Origin of the sequence: Leptothoe sp. EHU-05/26/07-4 (assembly GCF_043421015.1) — a bacterium.
GTDB lineage: Bacteria > Cyanobacteriota > Cyanobacteriia > Phormidesmidales > Phormidesmidaceae > Leptothoe > Leptothoe turfae.
In genome coordinates, this window is the sequence record NZ_JAXSQV010000001.1 from 388,693 (window position 1) to 412,132 (window position 23,440).

Consider the following 23,440-nt stretch of genomic DNA (forward strand, 5'->3'; position numbering starts at 1 on the left):
AATAATCAATCTGCTGAACCAACAAGGGTGAATGCTGCCCATTCTCCAGGTGATGTGTCTCGATTTTCCCCTAGCATATCTAACATAGCTAATCTCAATGCAATAGCTTTATCCCGTTGTGGATTTTTCGTTGGGTTATCAAATAGGTGATTGTAAAATGCAATCATTAGTTCTGATGTCGAGTCATCTGGGACTTCCCAAAGAGACAAGATAATACTAGGAACACCAGCGATACTGAATGAAAATGGAAGACCTACGACACCTCCGGGTGTAAGCGGACCACGTCCAGTATTGCAAGCACTTAAAACAACTAGCTCTGTACCACTTAGATCTAGATCGATTATGTCAACTGGAGTTAAATTACTAAATCTGCTAATTGAAGCACTGTCAGAAGAACTGTCAAGTGAGGAAAATGAAATACCGCCACCGGCAACTGGGGAACGATACAAATCAAATAGTATTCCTAAAGGAGTAATCTCATCGTCTTGAGTTCTAAGGCCATATTGAGCAAAAATGTCAGCTTGAATTTCATCAAAACTTGGAGATAAGTCTAATAAAATCTCGTTCACATCAGGCAAGTCCGGACCATCTATATCCAAAGTACCGTGGGAAGCAAGATGAATAATTCTTGCATCTTCCATACGGTCAATCACACTCCACTTATCAGCATCAGAACCGGTGAATAATTTATCATTAAAGCCTTGCTCATCTAATATCCGTGCAACTTCTTCTGCTTCAGTAGCTGCAAAAGTTAGATCTAATGTTGGATTGCCAACTACTAAAGCATCTTCTCTATTATCAGAAAGCTCCTCTCGCTTCTGTTGACTTAAACGCAAATGCCTTAAGTTTGGAGCAGTGATAATAGTATGTTTTTCGACCAAATATTGACCAGATGGTTCTGCAGAATCCTTGAGAGCAGCAAAAGGTACAAAGCTGAGAGGCCCCTGAGGGACAAAGACGACTCGTGAATTTGGGTTAGTAGGAAGCAAGCTTTCTACAGGCTGTATTAGGAGTTTATAAAGTTCATTTAACTGTTTACTCCTTACTGAGGCAGATTGTTGAAACTCAACACCTGAAGTCTCAGCACCTGAAAAACCACGGGCTAATGCCACTCCACCTAATAGACCACTATATTCTGAAGGGCGACAATTATCAGAAGAACTACATTCAATCTCCAATGATTCTAAGTCGAGCACCGAAAGAGGCTGCTTGACAAAGGATACTGTTCTATTTGGCTTAATTACCCAAATATAAAGATCAGATGGCCAAGTGATGAGTCCTAAAAAATTATTTATACCTCGATTGTAATCCCGCACGTACTGAATATAGTAAGGATCGTCCCGGTGTGAAATGATAGAGTAGCTGACGATTGTTGCATTTTGTTTAGCTGCCATATTCTTCATGTCAGCCACTGTTAACCGGGGAGCAAAGTCTTCAGAAAGTTCACACGGATCAGGCCCACCATCTCTTTCTCCAAAGGCTAGACCTGGTATGCCTGAGAACCCACCACCTATTGCATTTAGAAAAACACTCTTATCAACTGTAATTGTTCGACCTAGTTCAGCAGCTAAAAGAGCAGCCTCTTCGTTTCCTTGCTCAATAAGAACTCGTTGCAATAACTTAGAAGCGCTGTTTTCTAAAGCTGCACTTTCTTGCCCCATTTCCCAGGAAAGACTGCAGGATTTCCTAGTTTGACCTGAAGACCATCTCACACCAAAACTAAAGCTAGAGTCACTTATTGAAGAATAAGTATCAGTACGGGCAGGAATATTCTGCCGAACAAATGAGAAAATACCTGTGTTGTGTAAAATTGTGCTCAAAGCGTTCTCTGCACCACTAAGAGCAACTGATTTTTCATACGTAAACCCAAGCTCTCCAGCCCATGTTGCTAATGCTGTGTATTCCAGGCCAATATCGTATAAGTCACGAAAGTCTTCTTCTCTAATTGCGGAGCGTCTCTCAGTATCTAATTGTGTCAACTTATTTCGTAAATCAGCTGGAGATACGTCACTTTGCGATTGAGCTAATGCCGACGTTATTTTAGAACCTTTTAGTTGTTCAAGTGGACTGACTGTAATTGCTAAGGCTACAAATACACAAGAAACAATTCTTTTGAGAGGCATAATATGAATGTTATTCATTTTTGGACTTTCGGAAAAGTTTATTTGCATATAGTGTTTAGTATTTTGCAAAAAGCTAAAAGCAGTAGATCAATCTAGACCAAAAGCTTGAGTGCATACTTCAAAAAAATGACTCAGGGTAGGAATTTGGGGTCATTGAATATTAATCTGCTGAGCCAACAAGGGTGAATGCGGCCCACTGAGAGGGTGAAGAGTTTTCATCATCCTTTAGCATTTCGAGCATAGCTAATCTTAATCCGATGGCTTTATCCTGATTTGGATTCTCTGTTGGGTTATCAAACAGGTTTTTATAAAATGCAATCATTAAATCCGATGTGGATTCATCTGGGACTTCCCATAAAGAAACCACAATGCTTGGAACGCCTGCAATACTTAATGAAAATGGTAATCCTACAATCCCTCCAGGAGTCAGTGGTCCACGCCCAGTGTTGCAGGCGCTTAGCACAACTAGTTCTGTCTCACTGAGATCAAGATTCAATATGTCATTTGCAGTTAATGCATTGCTTCGATCATTAGATGAATTTGCAAATAAGAGGCTGCCTCCTGATAACGGAGAAAGATAGAGACCATATAGCCTTCCCATAGGAGAATCATCTGATATTACCCCTAGTCCGTGCTCAGCTAATATGTCATCATAATAGGCATCATCGTAATAGTCTGCTAGTACATCGAATGCCTCCTCCAAGCTAACTCCGGACTCTCGTATGGACTCCATATCTAAAGGTTGAGGTACATCTAAAAGTTCAGATACAGTTGGTAATTCTGAGCTACCTGAGTCTTCTAGAGTCCCATGAGATGCAAGGTGAATAATTCTTGCATCTTTCATACGCTTAACAACACGCCGTACATCTGCATCGGAGCCGACCAGTAAATCATCAATATCAAAGCCCTGATCTTCTAGAACCTGAGCTACATTTTCAGCTTCAATAGCTGCAAATGGTAGATCTAAGGTTGGATTTCCAACTACTAGGGCATCTCCTTGTCTATCATCGTCTAATTCATCTCGCTTTCGTCGACTAAGCCATAAATGTCTTAGGTTGGGAGCAGTAATAATTGTATGTTTTTCAACTAAATACTGGCCTGAAGAGTCCTGGGCATCTCTAAGAGCAGCAAAAGGTACAAAATTCAAAGCTCCCTGGGGAACAAAAATGACCCGTTCGTTCGGCCTAAGAGGCTGCAAAAAGCTTTCAACAGGTTGTATTAGCAGCTTATGCAGTTCATATAGCTGTTTATTTTGCTCAGCATCTGAATTTTGTATTGTTGATGTTGACCTCTCATTAGTTGCAAAACCACGAACTCTGGCAACTCCGGTTAATAGGCCACTATATTCGTTTGGACGACAATCTATGGACGGAGGACATTCTATTCCTAACGACTCCAAATTCAGAGATGAAAGTGGTTGTTGGACAAAAGAGACATTGCCCGTTGGCGAAACAACCCATATGTAGAGCTCAGAAGGTCGAGTATAATGCCCAACCGTGCCTAAACCGTTAGAGTCACTTCTCTCAATTTCGCGTAAGTTTCGAATAAAGTGAGGATCGTCTTGATAAGAAATAACCGAATATGTAATTAACGTAGCATTCTCACGAGCTGCAATCTGCCTAATATCATTGATTGTTAGTCGAGGAGCAAAGTCTTCAGCCAGATCACATAGATTAGGCCCTCTACGCCCACCTAAACTAATGGTGTTATAAAAAACGCTTTTGTCAACCGTAATTGATCGACCAAATTCAGCAGCTAAGAGAGCCGCTTCTTCTTTGCCTTGCTCAATCAAGACTCTCTGTAATAGCTTAGATGTGCTACTCTCTAAAGCAGCACTATCTTGACCAGGGCTCCAAGAGTAACCACAAGTTCTAGATTGACCTGACGAAAAGCTCCAACCAAAGCCAAAGCTTGAGTCACTGCTAGAGGACCAAGTCTCTGTCCGCGCAGGCCTACTTTGTTTAATGAATGAAAAAATCCCTGTATTATGTGCAATAGTACTTAATGCTTTTTCTGCACCACTAAGTGCTTGACTTCTTTCAGTAGAAAAACCAAGCTCCATAGCTAGATCGGCCAGTGCTTTGTAGGCTAGTCCTACATCATATAACTTGTTAAAGTTCTCATCATTAGTGGCGTTTCTAGCTTCAATAGCTAGTTGTTCCAAGCTTGCTTGTAAATCAGTCTGAGAGACATTACTTTGTGACTGTGCTGACGCTGATGTTATTTTGGAATCTTTCAGATATTCAACTGGAGTCACTGTAATAGCTAAAGCTGCAAATATACAGGAAACAACTTTTTTGAGCGGCATCATAAGGATATTGTTCGTTTAGAGAAAAGTACTAAAAATTTAAGTTTTGGAGTATATGTTGGCCATTAATCTGCTGAACCAACAAGGGTGAATGCTGCCCATTGAGAGGGTGAAGAGTTTTCATTATCCTCTAGCATTTCGAGCATAGCTAATCTTAATCCGATGGCTTTATCCTGATTTGGATTCTCTGTTGGGTTATCAAACAGGTTTTTATAAAATGCAATCATTAAATCCGATGTGGATTCATCTGGGACTTCCCATAAAGAAACCACAATGCTTGGAACGCCTGCAATACTTAATGAAAATGGTAATCCTACAATCCCTCCAGGAGTCAGTGGTCCACGCCCAGTGTTGCAGGCGCTTAGCACAACTAGTTCTGTCTCACTGAGATCAAGATTCAATATGTCATTTGCAGTTAATGCATTGCCTCGATCATTAGATGAATTTGAAAATAAGAGGCTGCCTCCTGCTAAGGGAGAAAGATAGAGACCATATAGCCTTCCCATAGGAGAATCATCTGATATTACCCCTAGTCCGTGCTCAGCTAATATGTCATCATAATGACCATTGTTGATTAAATCCTGCAAATCAGCATGACTCGTAGGACGTCTAAGTGGAGCTATATCTAAAAGTTCAGATACAGTTGGTAATTCTGAGCTTGCTCTGTCTTCAAGAGTCCCATGAGATGCAAGATGAATAATTCTTGCATCTTTCATACGCTTAGTGACACTTCGTACGTCTGCATCGGAGCCTACTAATAAATCGTCAATGTCAAATCCTTGGCCTTCTAGAACTTGGGCTACTTTTTCAGCCTCAATAGCTGCAAAAGGAAGATCTAAGGTTGGATCACCAACCACTAAAGCATCCCCTCTGCTATCATCAAGTGCCTCTCGTTTCTGCTGACTTAAGCGCAAGTGTCTTAAATTTGGAGCAGTGATGATCGTATGCTTTTCAATCAAATATTGACCTGATGGGTCTAATGAATCCCTGAGTGCTACAAAAGGCACAAAGCTAAGAGCTCCTTGGGGAACAAAAATAACCCGTTCATTTGGATTGTTAGGCAGCAATGTTTCTACAGGTTCTATTAGAAACTTATAGAGTTCATGTAACTGTTTATTTCTTTCCAGTTCAGAATTTTGCAACTGACTACTTTCTGGTACAGAATCTTGTGATCGGGAGTTTGAGTTCTCAATATCCTCAATATTCACAAAACCATTAGCTATCGCAACTCCACCCAATAAACCACTGTACTCATTGGGACGACAATCTCCCGAAGATGCACATTTAAGGCCTAAAGAGTCCAAATCTAGTGATGAAAGCGGCTGTTTAATGAAAGAGATTTCTCCGTTTGGTTGAATTACCCATATATAGAGATCAGAAGGTCGCGTATAATTTCCAATAATCGTGCCTAGCCCATTAGAGTTAGTTCTTCTAATCTCTCGTAAGTTACGAATAAAATGTGGATCATCTTGATAAGAAATAACTGAATATGTGATTAACGTAGCCTTCTCACGAGCTGCAATCTGTTTAATATCATTGACTGTTAGTCGAGGGGCGAAATCTTCAGCTAGCTCACATGGACTAGGCCCTTTACTTCTACCTTGCCTAATAGTATTGTAAAAAACGCTTTTATCAACCGTAATTGATCGACCAAATTCAGCTGCTAAGAGAGCCGCTTCCTCTTTACCCTGCTCAATCAAGACCCTCTGTAATAACTTAGATGTACTGCTTTCTAGAGCTGCACTATCTTGACCAGGACTCCAGGAATATCTACAAGATGTTCTGGTTTGAGGCGACGACCAGCTCCAACCAAAGCCAAAGCCTGAGTCACTGCTAGAGGACCAAGTCTCTGTACGAGCAGGCCTGCTTTGTTTAATAAATGAAAAGATCCCTGTATTATGTGCAATAGTGCTCAATGCTTGTTCTGCGCCACTAAGTGCTTGACTCCTTTCAGTAGAAAAACCAAGCTCTGCAGCTAGATCAGCTAATGCTTTATAAGCTAGCCCTATATCATATAATTTATTAAAGCTCTCGCCATTAGTGGCGTCTCTAGCCTCAATAGCTAATTTTTCCAAACTTGTTCGTAGATCAGCCTGAGAGACATCATTTTGTGACTGCGCTGATGCCGATACTTCTGCAAAGTTTTGAAGCAACTCATATGATGCGAAATTAACAGCACAAGCAATGAGCGTACAGGATATAACTCTTTTCAAGTTTATCAACATATGATTGGCCCCTATAAAAGGCTAAGACAACGATAACGACTTATATTTAGTCAATTACCAAGTACTAAAACGAACATAGCTCACCCTTTTTCTAAGTTTCTCATATTAGAGCCAATACTACTTGGCTCTAATATTTCATTCTCTTTAAATAGATGGAGTAATTAATCGATAAAAATTTAAAGAAACCAAATAGGATTTCAATTATGTAGCATTCATAACACATGAATTACTTGAACTAAGTTTTTTTTAGCCATTGAAAAAATAAATTAGCGTAGAGCCCCCAGATAAATGGGGCAGAGCATGTATCTTGAAGGTGAAGCTGAGTATTGTCCATTCATTAAAGGCTATGTCACAGATATTTACTCATGGTTATGCACTCTTAGTAGGTATAGGTCAGTGTGCTGAACCACAGCTGTCTTTACCCGTTACTGTGAAAGATGCACAAGCATTGCAGAGAATATTGACTAATTCAAGCCTCTGTGCATACCCTGACAACGATCAGCATATAAGGCTACTTAACGATGCAAGGGCTACTAAACAATCAATCTTAGATGGTATGGCTTGGCTAAGAGCTCAATTAGAAGCTGATCCAGAGGGTACTGCGATTGTTTATTACTCTGGACATGGCTGGCTAGAAACAACTAGTAGCGACTACTATCTCATCCCTCATGATTTTGATTCCTATGACTGGCGCAACTCAGCTCTGTCAACCAAAGCATTCAATCAAGCCCTACATCAAATTCCTGCCAAGCGACTGCTCGTTATCCTAGATTGCTGTCATGCCGCTGGTATGGCAACGCCCAAAGAAAATACGTCAGAACCTCGACTACCTAAAGGCGTGGTATCAACTGCCGATCCAAAAGATCTGATTGACTCCCTTAAACAAGGTGAGGGTAGAGTAGTATTTACGTCTTGCCGAGGAGAGCAAAAATCCTGGATTCGACCAGACAATACGTTAAGCATCTATACCCATCATCTAATTGAAGCATTGCAGGGTGCTGCTAGCCCACCAGGGGCAACTGAAGTAACCGTGTTTGACCTGGCCAATCATTTAGGGAAGGTAGTTCCAAAGAGCGCAGCTGCCATAGGAGAGCAGCAAACTCCACGCTTTGAAATGGCAGAGACAGAACGATTTGCGATTTCCCTTCTCCAAGGGGGTAAAGGCTTACCCACAGGTGGATGGGCTGCTATCAAGCCGCAGCCTACCATTGTTAACCAAGTACAGATTAGTGCATCAGGCGAAAGAAGTGTTGCAATTGGAGGTAATGCGGTTGGCAGCACCATTATTACTGGCAACAATAATGTGACTGGCAGCGGTAACATCATTCAACGCGGTCAGAATAATTTCAGTTTCGATACGGCTAGCAATTTTTCCATTGGGGATACCATCCACACAGATCGAACATCTCGTGAATCACAACCTCCAACTCCTCAACAATCCAACCAGCAGCCTTCTGGCAATTCTGGCCACAGGCAAACAGAGAAACCAATAGACAACTTGAAAAATGAGGTTGCAACTGACCAAAAAGAGGTATTCATCTCTTATGCCTGGGGTGGTAAGAGTGAAGAGATCGCTAATCAAATTGATGAAATCTGCAAGACAAAAAGTATCTCACTCATTCGAGATAAAAATCATTTGGGTTTTAAGGGACGCATCAAAGCCTTTATGGAACAGATTGGTCGCGGCAAATGTGTAGTGATCGTTATTAGCGAAAAATATCTCAAGTCAGAAAATTGCATGTTTGAACTATTGCAAATCGCCAAAAATGAGCAGTTCTACGAACGAATCTTTCCTGTCGTTCTAGACGATGCAAAAATCTACAAACCCAAGGATCGTATTCAATATGTTCAACATTGGGAGCAAGAAATTCAAGAGTTAGACCAACAAATTCGCAGTGTCTCATCTGCCAACTTAGAAGGGTTTCGAGAAGATATTGACCTCTATAACGAAATACGTCAGTATCTGCCTCGGCTGACTAATATCCTCAAGGATATGAATACCCTGACTGCTCAAATTCATAGTGAATCCGGGTTTGAAGAATTAATAAAGGCTATTCAACATAAGTTAAACGAGTAGTTCCCAATTGAAATGGCAATTACGCTAGTCCAGGTCTGATTAGAATCAGAGAGTGCTTGCTCTGAGGATGAATCAATGTCTTCACCGTTGCCTGGAATGGATCCCTACCTCGAACATCCGTGCTCATAGCCCAATTTTCATCATCGGTTGATTAGTGAGATCGTCATCAGGCTAGACCCACAACTACGACCCAAATATTGCGTCGTAGTCAAGGAAGCTATTGATCAGACTGAGGGACAGGATTTTTTTAGTGGGAGCACCTGATGTCACTATCCAAAAAGCAAAATGTGCTCAAGCTGTTGATGACATAATCTCGACAGCAGCTCAACCGGCTCAACCTTCCCTTAAATAATGCCAGAAGAGATGATATCTAACAAATCGATATCCCATAGTTCATCATCATTCATGACGACACCTTGTTCTAAATTTGGTGGCGACGACAGTGAACTATCCACCGATAATCCACTGTCCCGAATGGCATCAGCAATGGTCTGAAAGCCGGATTCTAGGATGCTCTCTAGCCGATCACCCGAAATAGCCGCTGAACCTGGACGATCTGTGATGGGATTGGGAAGTTGGTAGAGATCGCACAAAGTATCAATCTGCTTCACCAACTGTTCCACACAGACACTGGTCACCGCCTGCACCTGCTCCTCACTCATTTCCCCTCGCTCCTCCTCGGCCAGCGGACGATAAAATGCCGAAATGGCATCCATCGCCCGCTGCCGACCCTGGCGACTGGTGAAAACATCATTGTTAATCAGATAATCCAACACCACCGCTGTGGATGACGGAAACTGAGCATTGTAGACAAACTTCACCCGATCAGACTTGCTTTCCTCAGCCATTAAGCCACTCCTTTGAGATTCAAAATACTGTCGCAATCCTTGTTCATCAGATAAGACGCACCACTGGTTAACACTACATCGCCCCTACCGTTAGCCAAACTAAGAATCAAATAGTCATTAAAGCGAGGTCTATCGGTGCCAAATTCGTAATCAAAATCGCTCGTCAGTCAATTTCTAAATCAGCCTTCCGAGATTTTATCGGTTGCGTTCCCAGAGACTTTGCCTTCTCTACTTGTTGCCACAGTTTCATCACGGTCGATCTCACATATTGACTCATCGGTGCAAGCGGCACCTTGTTCCGATGTACCTGATGTTGCATGTAAGGACTTTGATGCAAAATTCTTGCCACTAATTTAGGTGAATGCCCAGTCATTAACCCCTTCAGTGCCACTGCCTCATCCAACTTAACCGCCGCCCAATCATTCTGGGCAAATCGTTCATAGAGGGTGCCATAGTCTATCTGAGGTTCTCCAATCACAACCCGCGCCAACTCCAAATACTGTTGCCGCGCTACTACGCCACGCTCATTTGCCGGTTCTTTGGGGGTTAAATCCATTTATGCCACCGTATCTGACTCATCCAATAACTCTCCCAGGGCGGTCGACTCATCAAAATCCACGCCCTCGTTCTGGGGAATGGCTTCGCTCACCTCGCTCGGCTCCTCTGCTGAAACTTGTTGGTCCCCACCTTGGGATGCCAATACCCCGGTCACAATAAACTGCTGTAACACTTCACCCATGGTCTGTTGAATCGCCTGTTTCAATTCAGGACTCACCTGAGCCGATTGGGGCGACTCGATGCCAAAGGTTTGGCAAATCAAATCAATCTGACGACTTAATGCCGCCACCGATTCTCTGGCCATTCCCTGCAGTTCGTCCTCACTGAGATCCTGCATCGCCTGATAGGCAAAGGGCTGCCAAAAGGCCGACATCGCTTCCAGTCCCTTATGCTTACCCAAGCGGGCGGGTATCTGCTCATTCTGAATCAGATACTCAAACACCACCCCAATGGGCTTATCAAGGTCCGCATTGTAGGAAAACAAAATCCGCTGGCGTTCCGTGTTCGCTTGTCGTTTCCGGGGCATTGATGTCTCCTAGGCCGTTACCTTGCATAGCTTACCGATGAGGCCCTGAAATAGGCCGTAACTGTCCACCATTCGTAACGGTAGCGTTGGAATAATGGCCGATTCGGTGAGCTGACTGGCAATAGCTGTGAGCTGAGACTGGCTGCCATCGGCAAAGGTGACACGATCCGTCAGATTCAAGCTGTCAAAGTAATCTTCCAGCCTGGGTCGCAACACATGGGAGGCTCCACCACTGACAGTGATATCCACGGCTGCATTACCCAATTGTTTAAAGACATGGTCTTGCAAATGCACCTGTACCGCCTGCCAGTAGGTCTGTCGCAACGCTTCGGCCAGCTCACCAAAATCATAGAGACTGCCCCGTGACTGAGAAATCTGCTGGTTACGTCCCGTCATTAATGCATTCATCAAGGCCCCATAGTCAGCGGTTGTGACACCCAATGAGTCAGCGGTCTTTTCAAATATTGGCCAGAATCCTGGACCATTGGAGCTGGAGGATGCCACTCGCAACGAGCCACCCTCAAAATATAGAGCCGACAAATTCCGATGCCCCATCATCAGCACCATCATGCAGCGCTGGGCAATAGACTGACCTAAGGATTCCAACTGTTGCTTATGTCGCAGATACAGTCCAAAGCCTTCAGGGAAGAACTTTAGCGATAGCTTTATCCGCTGAGGGGTATCTCGAAACTTAAAGCCGGACTGACAGAGTGCCTGTAGTTGTTCGGCCACTTCATTACGGGTGCGAATTTCGGTTAAGGGCAGGGCTAACCAGACGGTGGCATCGTAGTGGGTGGGAAGTTCTTCAGCGGTTGCGATCGCACCCAATGCCGCCGCAATCTTATAGGCTGCCATTTGCGACTTCTTCGCCATCAGACTATTGGTTTCCAGAAATGCCTTAGCCGCATCCCCCACTAGCACAATTTCATCATCCAGTTGTAACCAGGCACTATCTTGAGGCCGACCGGATGCATTCAGACTAGGCACCGAAACTGCCGATAGCCCATCGGCTACTTCTGCCCCCATCCATAAGGGAACCGTTTGCCCTGGATGCACCCGATAGAAAAACTTTGAGGCTGACGAACCCAGGTCCGCCGCTAGATAAATGTGTGGATTTGCAACTGTAGTCAGAGTCATACATATCTCCAAATTCCTACAACGCCCATGCTAAGAGCATTAAACCAAATTGGATATAAATGGATAAATAATGAAATATAGTTGACCAAAGAATAGACTTATTGGTTAGTATTGGAATCAGATTTCAGGTTTTGTCTACCAAGTTACGCCCCGATCCGGGGCTTCACGGGGAGGCCACACAGGACGCCAAATTTTTGGCAATTTTCCTCTATCCCCCATCTCCCAAAGGTTTCAAGGTTTTTCACCTCATCTACTCGTTTTGCTCGATTGTTGTGTCGTTTTAGACCGGGCTTTCCGTGCTTTCCACGAGTAATCTTTCCGCCCATCAAGCGGCCCATTACTACTCAAAAGAAGACTATTACAGCCAGGAGGAAGGGGTATCCCCATCTCGCTGGTTAGGTGAAGGTGCGAAGAAATTGAATCTCTCTGGCGATGTCAATACGGAGACCTTCCAACAGCTGTTGCGAGGACAGACACCGGATGGTCAGAATTTGTTCAGTCGTAAAGTCAATATTGATAAACGTCGAGCAGCCACGGACTTTACCTTTAGTGCGCCGAAGAGTGTCAGCATTGCGGCCCTGGTGCAACAGGATGAGCGGGTGGTCAAAGCTCATCATCAAGCAGTAGCGAAAGCACTTTCTGTCTTAGAAGAACGCTATGCTCAGACGAGAATTTCAACCGAGACGGGACGGCAACGAATCAAGACCGGGAATCTTATCACCGCAGTATTTACCCATGGCACCAGTCGAGAGGTTGAGCCGCAACTTCATAGTCATTGTGTGGTGCTAAATGCTACCCAGTTGTCCGATGGTCGCTGGTTTAGCTTTAGTAATGAGCAGGCGATTGCCAATAAAAAACTGCTGGGTCAGCTTTATCAGAATGAATTGGCCCACTTGCTCAAGCAGCAGGGGTACGACATTGAGCCTAAAGCCCACGGACAGTTTGAGTTAAAGGGGTATGCTCCAGAATTGCTGAAAGCGTTTTCTACCAGGCGAAAGCAGATTCTATCTTTACTGGAAGAGTGGGAGTCTGAAGGGAAGAAACCGACCGCAGCCAATGGCAAGGAAATCCAGTCGGAGATGCTGCTGCGAGAAGCGGCAAATCTGAAGACACGTAAGAATAAACCAAAAGTAACCAGTGTTGAGCGATTGCTAAAGGGCTGGAATGCGTTTGTGCAGTTGAAGGGGTTTGTGTTGCCGGAATTGACGGGGGAGGAGGTTGCGATCGCGTCAGCACCAACTCGTCAGCACGCAACCGCCCAGAATATTCGTGCTGCATCAAACTTAAAACCTGCTATTCAGCACTGTGGTGAGCGGGATGCGGTTTTTCGGCAGACGCATCTGGAGCGGTTTGTATTTGAGCATCATCTGGGGGAGCAAAGTTGGGAGGAATTGGAGGGTGCGATCGCGACCAATCCCGAACTTATCAAAGTCGAAGAGCAGAAGTTTACGACCCAAGCAGCTTTAAACCTGGAACTCAATACCATCCGACTTATGCAGCAAGGTAGGGGTAAGGTAGAACCGCTGGCATTTTCGGAATCTTGGGTTAGCGATTCCACCCTTACCCAAGAGCAAAAGCAAGCTATTCAGCTCACCTGCACCACCCTCGATCAGTTCATTGCATGGCAAGGATCTGCCGGTTCTGGTAAAACCTATGCTCTGAATACTCTCAAGAAAATTGTCCAGGCCCAGGGCTATCAGGTGCGAGGTTTTGCCCCCAGTGCAGAAGCGGCCCATGGTTTGGGCCAGACATTAGATATTCAGACAGAAACGGTGGCAGCATTGCTGGCGTCTCAAAATCGGGAAACTACTAACGCTATCTGGATTGTGGATGAAGCGGGACTGCTCAGCATGAAAGATGCCCGTGCTTTACTGACCCGTGCCACTGCCGAACAGTCCCGAGTAATTTTGGTAGGTGATACGAAGCAGCTTTCTGCCGTTGAAGCAGGCAATCCGTTCAAAAGTTTGCAGGCAGGCGGTATTACTACCGCTTACCTGGATGAAACCTTACGACAGCAACGGCAGGAACTGAAAACAGCCGTGCAGCTGATCGCCCAGGGCAAGATGGTTCAGGGCATCGATACCCTCGATGCGGCTGGGTGTATTCGTGAGGTTGAAAATGCTGACCTCAGACGCAAACAACTGGCCCAGGATTATTTGGCACTATCGTCCGAAGAACGGGTACAAATGCTAATTCTGGCAGGCACCAATCAGGAGCGGTTGGCACTGACTCAAACCTTGCGGGCTGAGCTTCAGACTGAGGGGAGTTTAGGGCAGGATGCATTCACGGTTATGGGGTTGCGTCAGAAGAATATCACCAAAGTCGAGGCTGCTTATGTGACGGTGTATCAGCCAGGGGATGTGCTGGTGCTAACGCAGAATTATAAGAAGCAGGGTTTACTGAAAGGGCAACAATATACGGTGGTTTCGGTGAATCGGGAAAACCAGCGGCTACTGGTAGAGACACCGGGTGGTCAGGTGATGGGAGTTGATCCTGGGCGGTGTCCGTTGAAGTCGGTTTACGTGGGCCAGGATGTTCAGGTAGCTCCTGGCGATCAACTGCGTTGGACTAAAAATGATCGGGCTAATAAACGGCGCAATGGCCAGCGATTTACGGTTCAGTCTATTGCTTCCAATGGCACCGCTCAGGTGATTGACAGTGAAGGGCATACGCAGCAGATTAATCTTAGCGGTCGGCAGTATGTGGACTATGCCTGGGTGAGTACGACCTATGGCAGTCAGGGAAAGACGGCGGATCGGGTAATGGCCTTGATGGATAGCACCACAACAAATCGTGAGTCTTTTTATGTGACGGTGTCCCGTGCAAAACACCATTTGGCACTGTATACGGCTGATAAGGTTGAGCTATTAAAGTGGGCTGAGGTATCGAAGGCGAAAGAAAATACAAGTGATTATGTTCCGTTGGCTCAAGCGGTGGAAAGTAATGTAGTTAGTGCGCTCGGGGGAGATAGCAACACATCTCCAACTTTTACTCAACCTGTAGCTACAACAATTAGCAATCCACCAGTGCCAAAGTCATTTGCTGTTCCTGATGAGGTTACTCACAAAGAGACTGAGTCGTTTAAGGCTCAAGTATCTCCACCTGAGTCAAACACTCAGCCATCGATAAAACAGAAGTCTTTGGCCCTTTGGCAACAATATAATCAGGGGCTTACGCTCAGGGATCCTGTAAACCTAGATCTTCAGGTTGCAAGGAAAGCTTTGAAAGATGGACAGAGCCAGAAGGATATTGCGTTAATGCTTTCGGCTGGCAGTCCTATGGTGCGACGAATCATTCAAGATCAAGGCAAGCAGCAGGCCATGGTCTATGTGAATCAAACGGTGCGGAAAGTAATTAACTGTCAGGTAATGGAAAATAAGCAATTATTTCCATCAAAGATTGGCCATCAAATAGAATTGGAATAGAATATTAAGAGTAGTGCATTAAGTGTAAGGATACAGAGACGAAAGACAACAGAGCTTTAGAGATAAGATTTTAGTAGATCAAACCTCATCTGACAGAAGGGGGGAGCTGGTAAGGACTAACTATTAAAGCTCTGAAAATTCACACTTCTTCTACGTAATCCTGAACAGGATAAGGAGATTTTTCTTGCAATGATTCATCTTTCTCTAAAGTCTTAACTAGTGAATCAGCCAATGATGAGTCTAATAGAGTATTGGAAGTATCGTCCGAAAGCTGACTAAGCAGCTTTTTGATAGTTGGCATCATCAATAGACCTAAAATTCCGATACCACCATTTAGAGAGTTTGGGTCAACATCTGAACCAATTTGTACGATTGTTCTATCTCCAGATGTGTCAACTGGAATATGCGATGTAATGTCAGGAAGCGTTTCTACAAGCTTCTCCAATACCCTTATAGCTGCAATAGCTTTCTCTCTCTGAAGACTTTCTGAAGCCTTTAAACGTGCTTCTATGATTTGAGCTTCTGCTATCCCTTGAATTTTCTGAAGATCAGTCTCTAGTTTAGCAAGTTCTAACTGAGATTTTGCAAGTTCTAGTTCTTGCTCTAATGTTTTCAGCTTTTCTTGACGCACCTCATTTTCATATGCTATTTGTTCTTTTTCAAATTCATGCTCTTTCTGTTCTTTAATCTGTTGAAGCTTTTGTTGATTCAGGATTTCTTGAATTGCTTGTTTTTGCTGATATTCTTCATCTTGCTTCTGCCTGTTTCGAAAATACTCCTCTAACTCACGCCGTATTTCTGCCAAAGCCCGCTCTTTAGCATTTTTTTCATTCTCAATATCTTTTTCGATTTGGGATAACTGCTGCACATTCTCTAACTCAGCTTCTTTATGCTTGATTTCAATCTGCTTTAAGGCTTTTTCTGTTTCAAGAGCTCGTAATGCAGCAGCATTTTTTCGTTTTTCCTTTTGCTCTTCTATAGCGCTCTCTTTTTGTGCTTCAAGAGATGCATGCACCTTCTCTAGCTCTATCCACTTTTCTGTAATTCTCTGTTCTGTCCCAAGAATTCCAGGATCTAAAGGACGGACACGGATCTCACTTGAGATAATTGAAAAACCACATTCTGTCAAAAATGCTATAGATTTTTCTTTAAATATCTTGTTAAGTTGATTATGATGCTCTGGTTCTTCGAGCAGTTTCAGATAGTCAGCTTGCGATAAAGTTTGTGCAACCGCTGCACAAAATCTGGAATTTAGTCGATCTCGAAAGATTTTATCTGTAATAACGGATTGAGTGTCTTTAATGGTTGCACATCGTAGCTTTTCCACCAGCTTAGGCAACGATTTCTCTAAGTTGCTCTCATCAATTTGAGTTTGTATTCTAGCAACAACATCGCATCTTAAATCATTACCTAGATTAAAGGCTGAATCACCTTCCTGACGAACTTCTAAAGTTACTAAGCTCGTGCTAAGTTGTACCCACTCTTCTCCCCATCGGCGACGTGTTTTTTGTGGGCCAGATATAACCTTAGGAAAATTTTTGGATTGTTTTCTAAATGGGAAAAAGATGATACATCCATCTTTTGCCTTTATTATTCGAATTCCCATACTTTATCTCCTTAATTGTTCTTGCCACCATATTTCCAACTGTTCCATTTCATTTAACAGAACAGAATGTTCTGACATTACTTTATTCAATGGAGAAAACACCAAAATAGATTCTGGTATTTTTTGCAATTGCTGCCGAGCCAGACCAAGGTAAGTGCTAGGACTATCATTTTGGATTTTGCCACCAAAGCAACTTATTGCTGCGCAATAGTAAAGCATGGTTAGCAAAATGGGCTCGGTTTTTCTAATAGCTTGATTTCTAAACTGGATAAATGCTTCTTTAAAGAGCTGTTTTGGAGTTAAATCTTTCCAAAGCACTGATTTCCCATCCAATTCCATAGCTTGGGCAAGTGAGAAATTTACGACTGGCGACTTCGGATTTTTATCTCTTGCCTCCCAAAAGCATTCGATAGCCAACTTATTATTCTCAATTTGACTCCACGATGAGCTTCTAAATGTTTGTGAAAATATTTTCTTAAGAAAGATGTTCCCTTGTCTAAGTTTCAATGCTGCATAGCACCACTCCCAAGTTGGAGACATTTGTTTTCTCTTATTAGAAGTAACATTGTTTAATTCAATTTCAACAGATTTAAAGGCGTCTACTACTTTTTGCGGATCAGTATTTCCATGAAAAAAAAGCAACTCAGGGATATAGATTCGTGAGCGAAAATCTAAAGGATATCTCTCATGCGCATCAGCAAATTCATTTTCCGCTTTGTCATAAGCACCTGTGTTGTAGTACATGATGCCAAGATGATAATAGGTTTCATCTATTAGAATGCGCAGATTCCTTTTGATTTCGTCAGCATCCCAATTTCCATATTGGGATAAAGGAGCAATTAGTTGAGCCTTTGCCGAATTTCGCGCTTTTAACAAGTCTTCTATTGCTTGCTGATAATTCATTTCATTAAATCTGCTCAATCCCCTTACAAAGGAAGAAACAGGGCTAAGTAAATTGGCTAGGTTTCCAGTCAACTCCAAAGTATTGAGTCTTGTCGAAAATGTATGAATTTGTATACGATTTTCTTCTTCTTTAAATAATTCACGATTACGTTTATGAAAGTTGCATGATATGAAAGCTTTGGAAAAATCCGTATTGATAGTATCGACTTGAGAGCGATACATCATCTCCTCCTGGGAGCGATAGTTATCGAAACTTCCAATTTGTTGATCGATTTCTTGAAGCTTCTTGGTGATATCAGCTTGAATATTAAACGTCTCTTTCAAAGAGGCAATCAATGAGTTGATCATTCCGATGTTATCCCTGAAAGACCCCATCATTGAGCGAATTTCACCCATATACTGATCTTCAAGCCTATATCTTCGCCGATCATCAAAAAAACTTCTCAAACCACTAAATACTAAAAAAATAGCAAAAAATGCTGAGACAGCCGAAAATATCAAGTAGACGCGACCAAGGTCACGCTCTGCTGCTTCAACAAGCAATTCTTGTCGTTCTTCAAGAATACTTAAACGCTCTTCTAGAGTAATTTGTTGAGAATTCTCAACAGCAGATTGATCCTGTGCAAATATGATTCTAGGTGTTACTAACAGAAAAAATATTAAGTAAAATATCTGTACAAGCCAGCGTCGGGATTTAATTCCACGCATATTCTTCAATATACTTCTGTGGATTTCCACAAAACGTATACTCCTGACTATGAGGTTTTCAGCTTTTGTTATAAAGCCAATAGGGATAAAGCTACCTACCCAACAAACAACTTATAAGGCTATCCCTTTAAAGAGCATTAAGTAGAAACACTTAAGATATTCCCAAGTCATGTATAACCTTGCCTCAAATCAAGATGGTTATATTTTAGCATTTCTTCAAAATTCTCTAAGTGGTAGCATACCCCCTAAATAGGGCATTACCAAAGATAGGTTTGCCATTTAAGTTTAATGATAATTAAGATATTTCTACAATCTTTAAGTAACAATTTGAAAATCTCTGCCTCACTGAGACTAAAGAGCTAGGCAGCTGACGTGGGTAATCCTAAATACGTGGTGATAAGGTGATGTGTATTAACTATGTGTATGTTCGCATTACTTCTGAACCAATGTCTCAACTATTATGTGTTACATGTTCGATTAATGTTTGATATTACATCTTGACTGTTGCAATCTATTTTTTCGCTTTTAGAATAGCCACCTTATGAATTTTCTAATGCGCCCAGTGCCTTCAGTGTATCTTTCTCCGCAGCAGTTAATCCTTGAACACCTGTAATATTCATTCCTTCGTAAAGTCTATCTGTTAAGGTGCGCAAGCATTCCCCTGTTTGGGGATTCCATAACTTGATAGTGCGATCGCTACTGCCACTAGCCAGTAATGTATTCTCATGATTAAGTGAAACAGAAAAAACAGGACTGGAATGACCTTCTAGAGTCTTTAAACATCTGCCATCTAAAGCATCCCATATTTTCAAGGTTTGATCGGCACTGGCGCTCACTAATAGATTGGAATCAGTTCCAAACGTAATCGACTGAATCCAATCCGAATGGCCTTCAATAGTTTTAATCAGCTCATACGTTTTCATGTTAAACAATCTCACTTTGCTATCAGAATAACTGGCAGCAAACATAGATAGATGTTGACTATATGCAACAGACCAAATGAGTGATTCATTTTCTTGGCTTACTGCGATGCATGTTTCATCATCGAGGTTCCAAATCTTGAGATCACCAGCTCTATCACCACTAATTAAAATGTCATCGTTCGCACCGAAAACAACTGAGGTGATAGCACTTGGATTGCCATCCAAGCATTTCAGGCATTCTCCAGTGCTTACATCCCATATCAAAATAGTTGTATCACCACTTCCACTGGCAAGATATTTCCCTGTGGGGCTAAACACAACAGATTGGACCCATTTTGTATGGTCATCTAAGTTCATTAGGCACTTATTTTGCTCCAGATCCCAGATTTTCACTGAATCCTCAGCACCAGTAGCTAAAAAACGTCCATCTTGACTAAAAGCCACAGAACAAACTGCTTCTGTGTGTTCATGAAATGTTTGCAAACAAGTTCCATGAACAACGTCCCAAATCCTTACAATTCCATCATCGTAACCACTAGCTAACAAATTACCACTTGGATCAAAGCTAACAGTCCACACCCAATCACTTAACCCTTTGATCGTCTTCAAACAAGATTTTTGCTTTAAACTCCAGACTTTGATAGTTTGATCAGCGCTACCCGTAACTAATATGTTTTCTTCTGGCTTAAAGACAATTGAGGAAACCAGATCAGCATGTCCTGGAAAGGTTATTTCAATTTTAGAAGACTGAATATCCCAAATTTCTATGTTTTCATTTTTATTGCTCCTTGCAAACTTTCCATCGGACCAATTTACAGAAAGAGGCGAGGACCAATTACTCTCAACGTCTATAGATTTAAGAGCATGTCCAGCATTAATATCCCAAAATTGAATACTTTCACTACTGCTACTGATTAGAGTCTGGCAATCGCGACTCAGCGCTAAGGCACATACTCGACTTTGGTGCCCCTTTAGGGTTTTAATACATTCTCCAGTATCTAAGTCCCATAGCTTTATGGTTGAATCACCACTTCCACTAACAAAGAAATCGTTTGAGGGGGAAATTTCAAGTGCCCATATGGATCCGGTATGACCTTGAAAAGTTCTTATACACTCTCCTGTTTGAATATCCCAAAGCTTAATTGTTTGATCAAAGCTTCCACTGAATAGCCAGTTCTTATTAGAACCAAACGCTATAGAACGTATTATGCCTGTATGCCCTTTCAATACTGCCAGGCATTTGTTGTGACTGATGCCCCATAATCGTATTGTTTTATCTGCGCCTGCACTAGCAAGAATCTTTCCATCTGAGCTAAAAGCAACTTTATATACTCTATTAGTATGACCTCTGAAAGCTGCTATTTCCTTATAACTCTTGCCATCCCACAAATGAACAATTCCATTACTACTACTGGTAGCTAAAAGATTTCCATCAGGGCTAAAGGCAACTGACCAAACATAACCTAACACCTTGGTGAAGCTAGAGTCCAGGATTCTTGCATTTATAAAGCTTGTATTTTGCAGCTTGGCATTAGTAAAGTCAGCACCAATAATTTTGGTGTTGTCTAGGGCTACATCCTGCAGGGCAGATAAGTTCATCTTCAGGAGTAGATTAATGGAGTTTCCAATTACGTAATCATTTTTATTGGTTTTGCTTCTATGAGATTTTATAAGGTCTATGAGTTTTCCTTCAGCATTAGTTGCTGAGGCAATTATGGGCAGTAATAAATCAGTTAATGCCTTCGACAAAAGAACCTTCCCAAAGGTACTACTTAAATCAGTTGGAAATGCAAATACTTTCTTATCTATCAGTTCAGCAAAATCATCAGCTATAACAGCTAACTCGAATGCAAATTTATAAGCAACAAAAAATTCTAGTAGAGAACGATGAGCTGGTGAGTAATCCCCTTTTGCGTTGCGGATTAGCATAGTCTGACCCATCATATCGTAATGCCAATGATCGAGATTTTTCTCTTCCTCAACTGCAGGGCCAAATAGCTTACGAATACGATCCGGGAATTCTCGATAGTTAATACTCATCCGGTCAGTACTGAGCATCTCCCAGGACAGCTCACACATAAAATAGAGCTTATCTGCCATTGATGTAAACGTACGCTCAGCTTTAATATCACGCTCCATTTTGTGACGTACAGCGTAGAGATAAACCCGAGACATATCTACTGGCTTACCAGCTTCAATATCAGGCAATGCCTCTAGAATCAGCTCAGTCAATACAGGACGACGGGCTAAATCCAGCAATTCAGGATTACCCATAATTTGTTCTACTGTTGCTGGTTGTGCTTGGCGTTCTAAAACCTGGTGAATTTGTTCATCATTGAATTTCTCCAGTTCAAGAACTTCAAACTGAGGTGTCTCTCCAGTTAAATCTCGGGTGGAAGCTTGTAATTCTGCATTTAACAGAGCCCTCCCCTCCCTTGCATCTGGAAAATGTTCAGTGCGACAGGTAAGGATGACTTTGGCACTAGGCACTACTACCTTAGCCAATTCCCAAAAGTTGTTGATCATCTCCTGGCGATCAACACGGGCAGCCATTTCATCAAAGCCATCGAAAATCAGCAACAGTTTGCCCATACGGTTGAGCTGCTCAAAAGCAGAATAACCAGGAATGGGGATCTCATGCTTGCGGAAAAAGAACTCTGAAAATAAAGATTCGACGCTGACAGCTTTTGCGTAGTCCCGCAGGGGAATCACCAGCGGTAAACGAGGCCGCTCTAGACCCCGTTTCTGAGCTTCTCGATAATGCTGCAGGGCTTTCCAGGCATAGTGAAGAGCAAACCAGGTTTTGCCTGTACCAAACTCACCTAAGACAGATATATGTTCCTTAGCGGGGTCATCTAGCCAAAGGTCTATATAGCCATCGATCCAGCCATCGCGATCATCGTAACGGCTGACACCGATACGTTGTTTAGTATCAGGATCAACTTCTTCCTTGAGACAGGCCAACGGCACGTACTTCCGCGCGATACCACGTTTCTGAATCTCGGATTCTAGCCAGTTCAGGTAACCACTAAAGTCAGCATCCTGATCAAGTAGTTCATCCAGGGTGTAGCAACCCAGTCCATCGTTTTCTTCCTTATTGGCTTCATCTCGGGCAGCCCGGCTAATGCGTCGGGCAGTGACTAGCCAACCTTCATCAGTGCGATGGGTTTCAACCGCCTGCTTTAGCTCCTCTACATCTCGCAGTCCAGCTTCCCCATCAATACCGCGTACCAGGATGCGATCGTACCGTCCCCGCCGTATAGGGATATTGATAATCCACTCAAAATAGTCATCCTGCCAAACTTCGTGGGATTCAAAGCGAAAGCCTAGAGTTTCGAACCAGCCACGCATTTGCTGAGCCAGGGCAAATGCCTTACATTGCTCTGCGCTAAAGGCTTCACCTGCTGGCAAAGCAAGATTATCTTGAGCTGCTAAGCGTGCCATTTCGGTACGCATTCCCTCAAGAGTGGGTAAACGGCTCAGGCGCTCTTGTAAGGTGCCAATTTGCCGATGTAGGGAGTCCAGTTTTTGCTCAGCCAAAATTTCAGCTGGAGTGCGGGTACGTTTGGCGACTTCGATAAATATAGCTGCGAACTCGTAGAATTCCCGTCGTACATCGACGTTATTGGCCTGGAGATCAGTCTGTAGAGGGTGGTTATCTAGAAAGGCTTCTCCATTCTTAAGCAGGATCGAGGGGCTATTACGTTCCAGGGCTTCACGGAAAAGCGCCTGAATCTTATCCTGTCTGAAAATTTCCAGCACAGGGCGAGGTTTGCCCATTCCGTATTCCACCAGGGCATATCTGTAGACACCAGGAAAATCCTCTGGTGGGTGCTCGGGATCAAGCTTTAGGTGTTTGAGTAGTTTGATAATCCGTTCATTGCGGCTAACGCTCTCCATTGCAGTATCGAAGAGCATATCTATCAGATTATCGAGTCCAAACACCCTGCTTTCCTCAACTCTGGTTTTTCTAATGAAAGCTAATTTTTTGCTATCTGGGCAAGGTTACAAATAACTCTAACAGTTCAATTAGATAAACACATAAGTAAGAAAGTATAAAAAAATACTTAGAA

At 42.9% G+C, this 23,440-nt stretch carries 12 protein-coding genes; 2 read left to right on the plus strand and 10 right to left on the minus strand.

The window, feature by feature from the left end; genetic code table 11:
• Window positions 1-5: 5 nt before the first annotated feature.
• From U2F10_RS01645 to U2F10_RS01655, 3 genes are all read right to left on the minus strand, one after another.
• Window positions 6-2,192, minus strand: a complete 2,187-nt coding sequence (locus tag U2F10_RS01645; protein WP_499870325.1) for a CHAT domain-containing protein — start codon at window positions 2,190-2,192, stop codon at window positions 6-8.
• 91 nt (window positions 2,193-2,283) lie between these two features.
• A complete protein-coding gene (locus U2F10_RS01650; RefSeq protein WP_499870326.1) occupies window positions 2,284-4,434 on the minus strand; it encodes a CHAT domain-containing protein in 2,151 nt (716 codons plus the stop codon).
• A gap of 62 nt (window positions 4,435-4,496) precedes the next feature.
• A complete protein-coding gene (locus U2F10_RS01655) occupies window positions 4,497-6,656 on the minus strand; it encodes a CHAT domain-containing protein (RefSeq protein WP_499870328.1) in 2,160 nt (719 codons plus the stop codon).
• Between the two features lie 346 nt (window positions 6,657-7,002).
• Between U2F10_RS01655 and U2F10_RS01660 the strand changes: the two genes are divergently transcribed.
• Window positions 7,003-8,733: a caspase family protein gene (locus U2F10_RS01660; protein WP_499870330.1), complete on the plus strand. Its 1,731-nt coding sequence runs from the start codon at window positions 7,003-7,005 to the stop codon at window positions 8,731-8,733.
• Between the two features lie 344 nt (window positions 8,734-9,077).
• Here U2F10_RS01660 and U2F10_RS01665 read toward each other — a convergent pair whose 3' ends face one another.
• The 4 genes from U2F10_RS01665 to U2F10_RS01680 form a co-directional block, all read right to left on the minus strand.
• Complete coding sequence (locus tag U2F10_RS01665; protein WP_499870332.1) at window positions 9,078-9,581, minus strand: hypothetical protein; 504 nt, start codon at window positions 9,579-9,581, stop codon at window positions 9,078-9,080.
• 163 nt (window positions 9,582-9,744) lie between these two features.
• Window positions 9,745-10,137, minus strand: a complete 393-nt coding sequence (locus tag U2F10_RS01670; RefSeq protein WP_499870334.1) for a hypothetical protein — start codon at window positions 10,135-10,137, stop codon at window positions 9,745-9,747.
• A complete protein-coding gene (locus U2F10_RS01675) occupies window positions 10,138-10,665 on the minus strand; it encodes a hypothetical protein (protein ID WP_499870335.1) in 528 nt (175 codons plus the stop codon).
• 9 nt (window positions 10,666-10,674) lie between these two features.
• Window positions 10,675-11,802 (minus strand): hypothetical protein, encoded by a 1,128-nt coding sequence (locus U2F10_RS01680; protein ID WP_499870337.1) that lies wholly within the window; start codon window positions 11,800-11,802, stop codon window positions 10,675-10,677.
• 296 nt (window positions 11,803-12,098) lie between these two features.
• Between U2F10_RS01680 and mobF the strand changes: the two genes are divergently transcribed.
• Window positions 12,099-15,227, plus strand: coding sequence for a MobF family relaxase (gene mobF, locus U2F10_RS01685; protein WP_499870338.1), 3,129 nt, complete (start codon window positions 12,099-12,101; stop codon window positions 15,225-15,227).
• Window positions 15,228-15,366: 139 nt separating this feature from the next.
• Here mobF and U2F10_RS01690 read toward each other — a convergent pair whose 3' ends face one another.
• The 3 genes from U2F10_RS01690 to U2F10_RS01700 all read right to left on the minus strand — a co-directional run bounded on the left by U2F10_RS01690 (window position 15,367) and on the right by U2F10_RS01700 (window position 23,312).
• Window positions 15,367-16,833 (minus strand): hypothetical protein, encoded by a 1,467-nt coding sequence (locus U2F10_RS01690; protein ID WP_499870340.1) that lies wholly within the window; start codon window positions 16,831-16,833, stop codon window positions 15,367-15,369.
• 3 nt (window positions 16,834-16,836) lie between these two features.
• Window positions 16,837-18,474 (minus strand): tetratricopeptide repeat protein, encoded by a 1,638-nt coding sequence (locus tag U2F10_RS01695; protein WP_499870341.1) that lies wholly within the window; start codon window positions 18,472-18,474, stop codon window positions 16,837-16,839.
• 509 nt (window positions 18,475-18,983) lie between these two features.
• Window positions 18,984-23,312 (minus strand): WD40 domain-containing protein, encoded by a 4,329-nt coding sequence (locus U2F10_RS01700; protein ID WP_499870343.1) that lies wholly within the window; start codon window positions 23,310-23,312, stop codon window positions 18,984-18,986.
• Window positions 23,313-23,440: the final 128 nt, after the last annotated feature.

Coding starts and splice junctions, on each gene's coding strand:
- U2F10_RS01650 (WP_499870326.1), bottom strand. CDS start 4,434: ATGATGCCGCTCAAAAAAGTTGTTTCCTGTATATTTGCAGCTTTAGCT.
- U2F10_RS01655 (WP_499870328.1), bottom strand. CDS start 6,656: ATGTTGATAAACTTGAAAAGAGTTATATCCTGTACGCTCATTGCTTGT.
- U2F10_RS01660 (WP_499870330.1), top strand. CDS start 7,003: ATGTCACAGATATTTACTCATGGTTATGCACTCTTAGTAGGTATAGGT.
- U2F10_RS01665 (WP_499870332.1), bottom strand. CDS start 9,581: ATGGCTGAGGAAAGCAAGTCTGATCGGGTGAAGTTTGTCTACAATGCT.
- U2F10_RS01670 (WP_499870334.1), bottom strand. CDS start 10,137: ATGGATTTAACCCCCAAAGAACCGGCAAATGAGCGTGGCGTAGTAGCG.
- U2F10_RS01675 (WP_499870335.1), bottom strand. CDS start 10,665: ATGCCCCGGAAACGACAAGCGAACACGGAACGCCAGCGGATTTTGTTT.
- U2F10_RS01680 (WP_499870337.1), bottom strand. CDS start 11,802: ATGACTCTGACTACAGTTGCAAATCCACACATTTATCTAGCGGCGGAC.
- U2F10_RS01690 (WP_499870340.1), bottom strand. CDS start 16,833: ATGGGAATTCGAATAATAAAGGCAAAAGATGGATGTATCATCTTTTTC.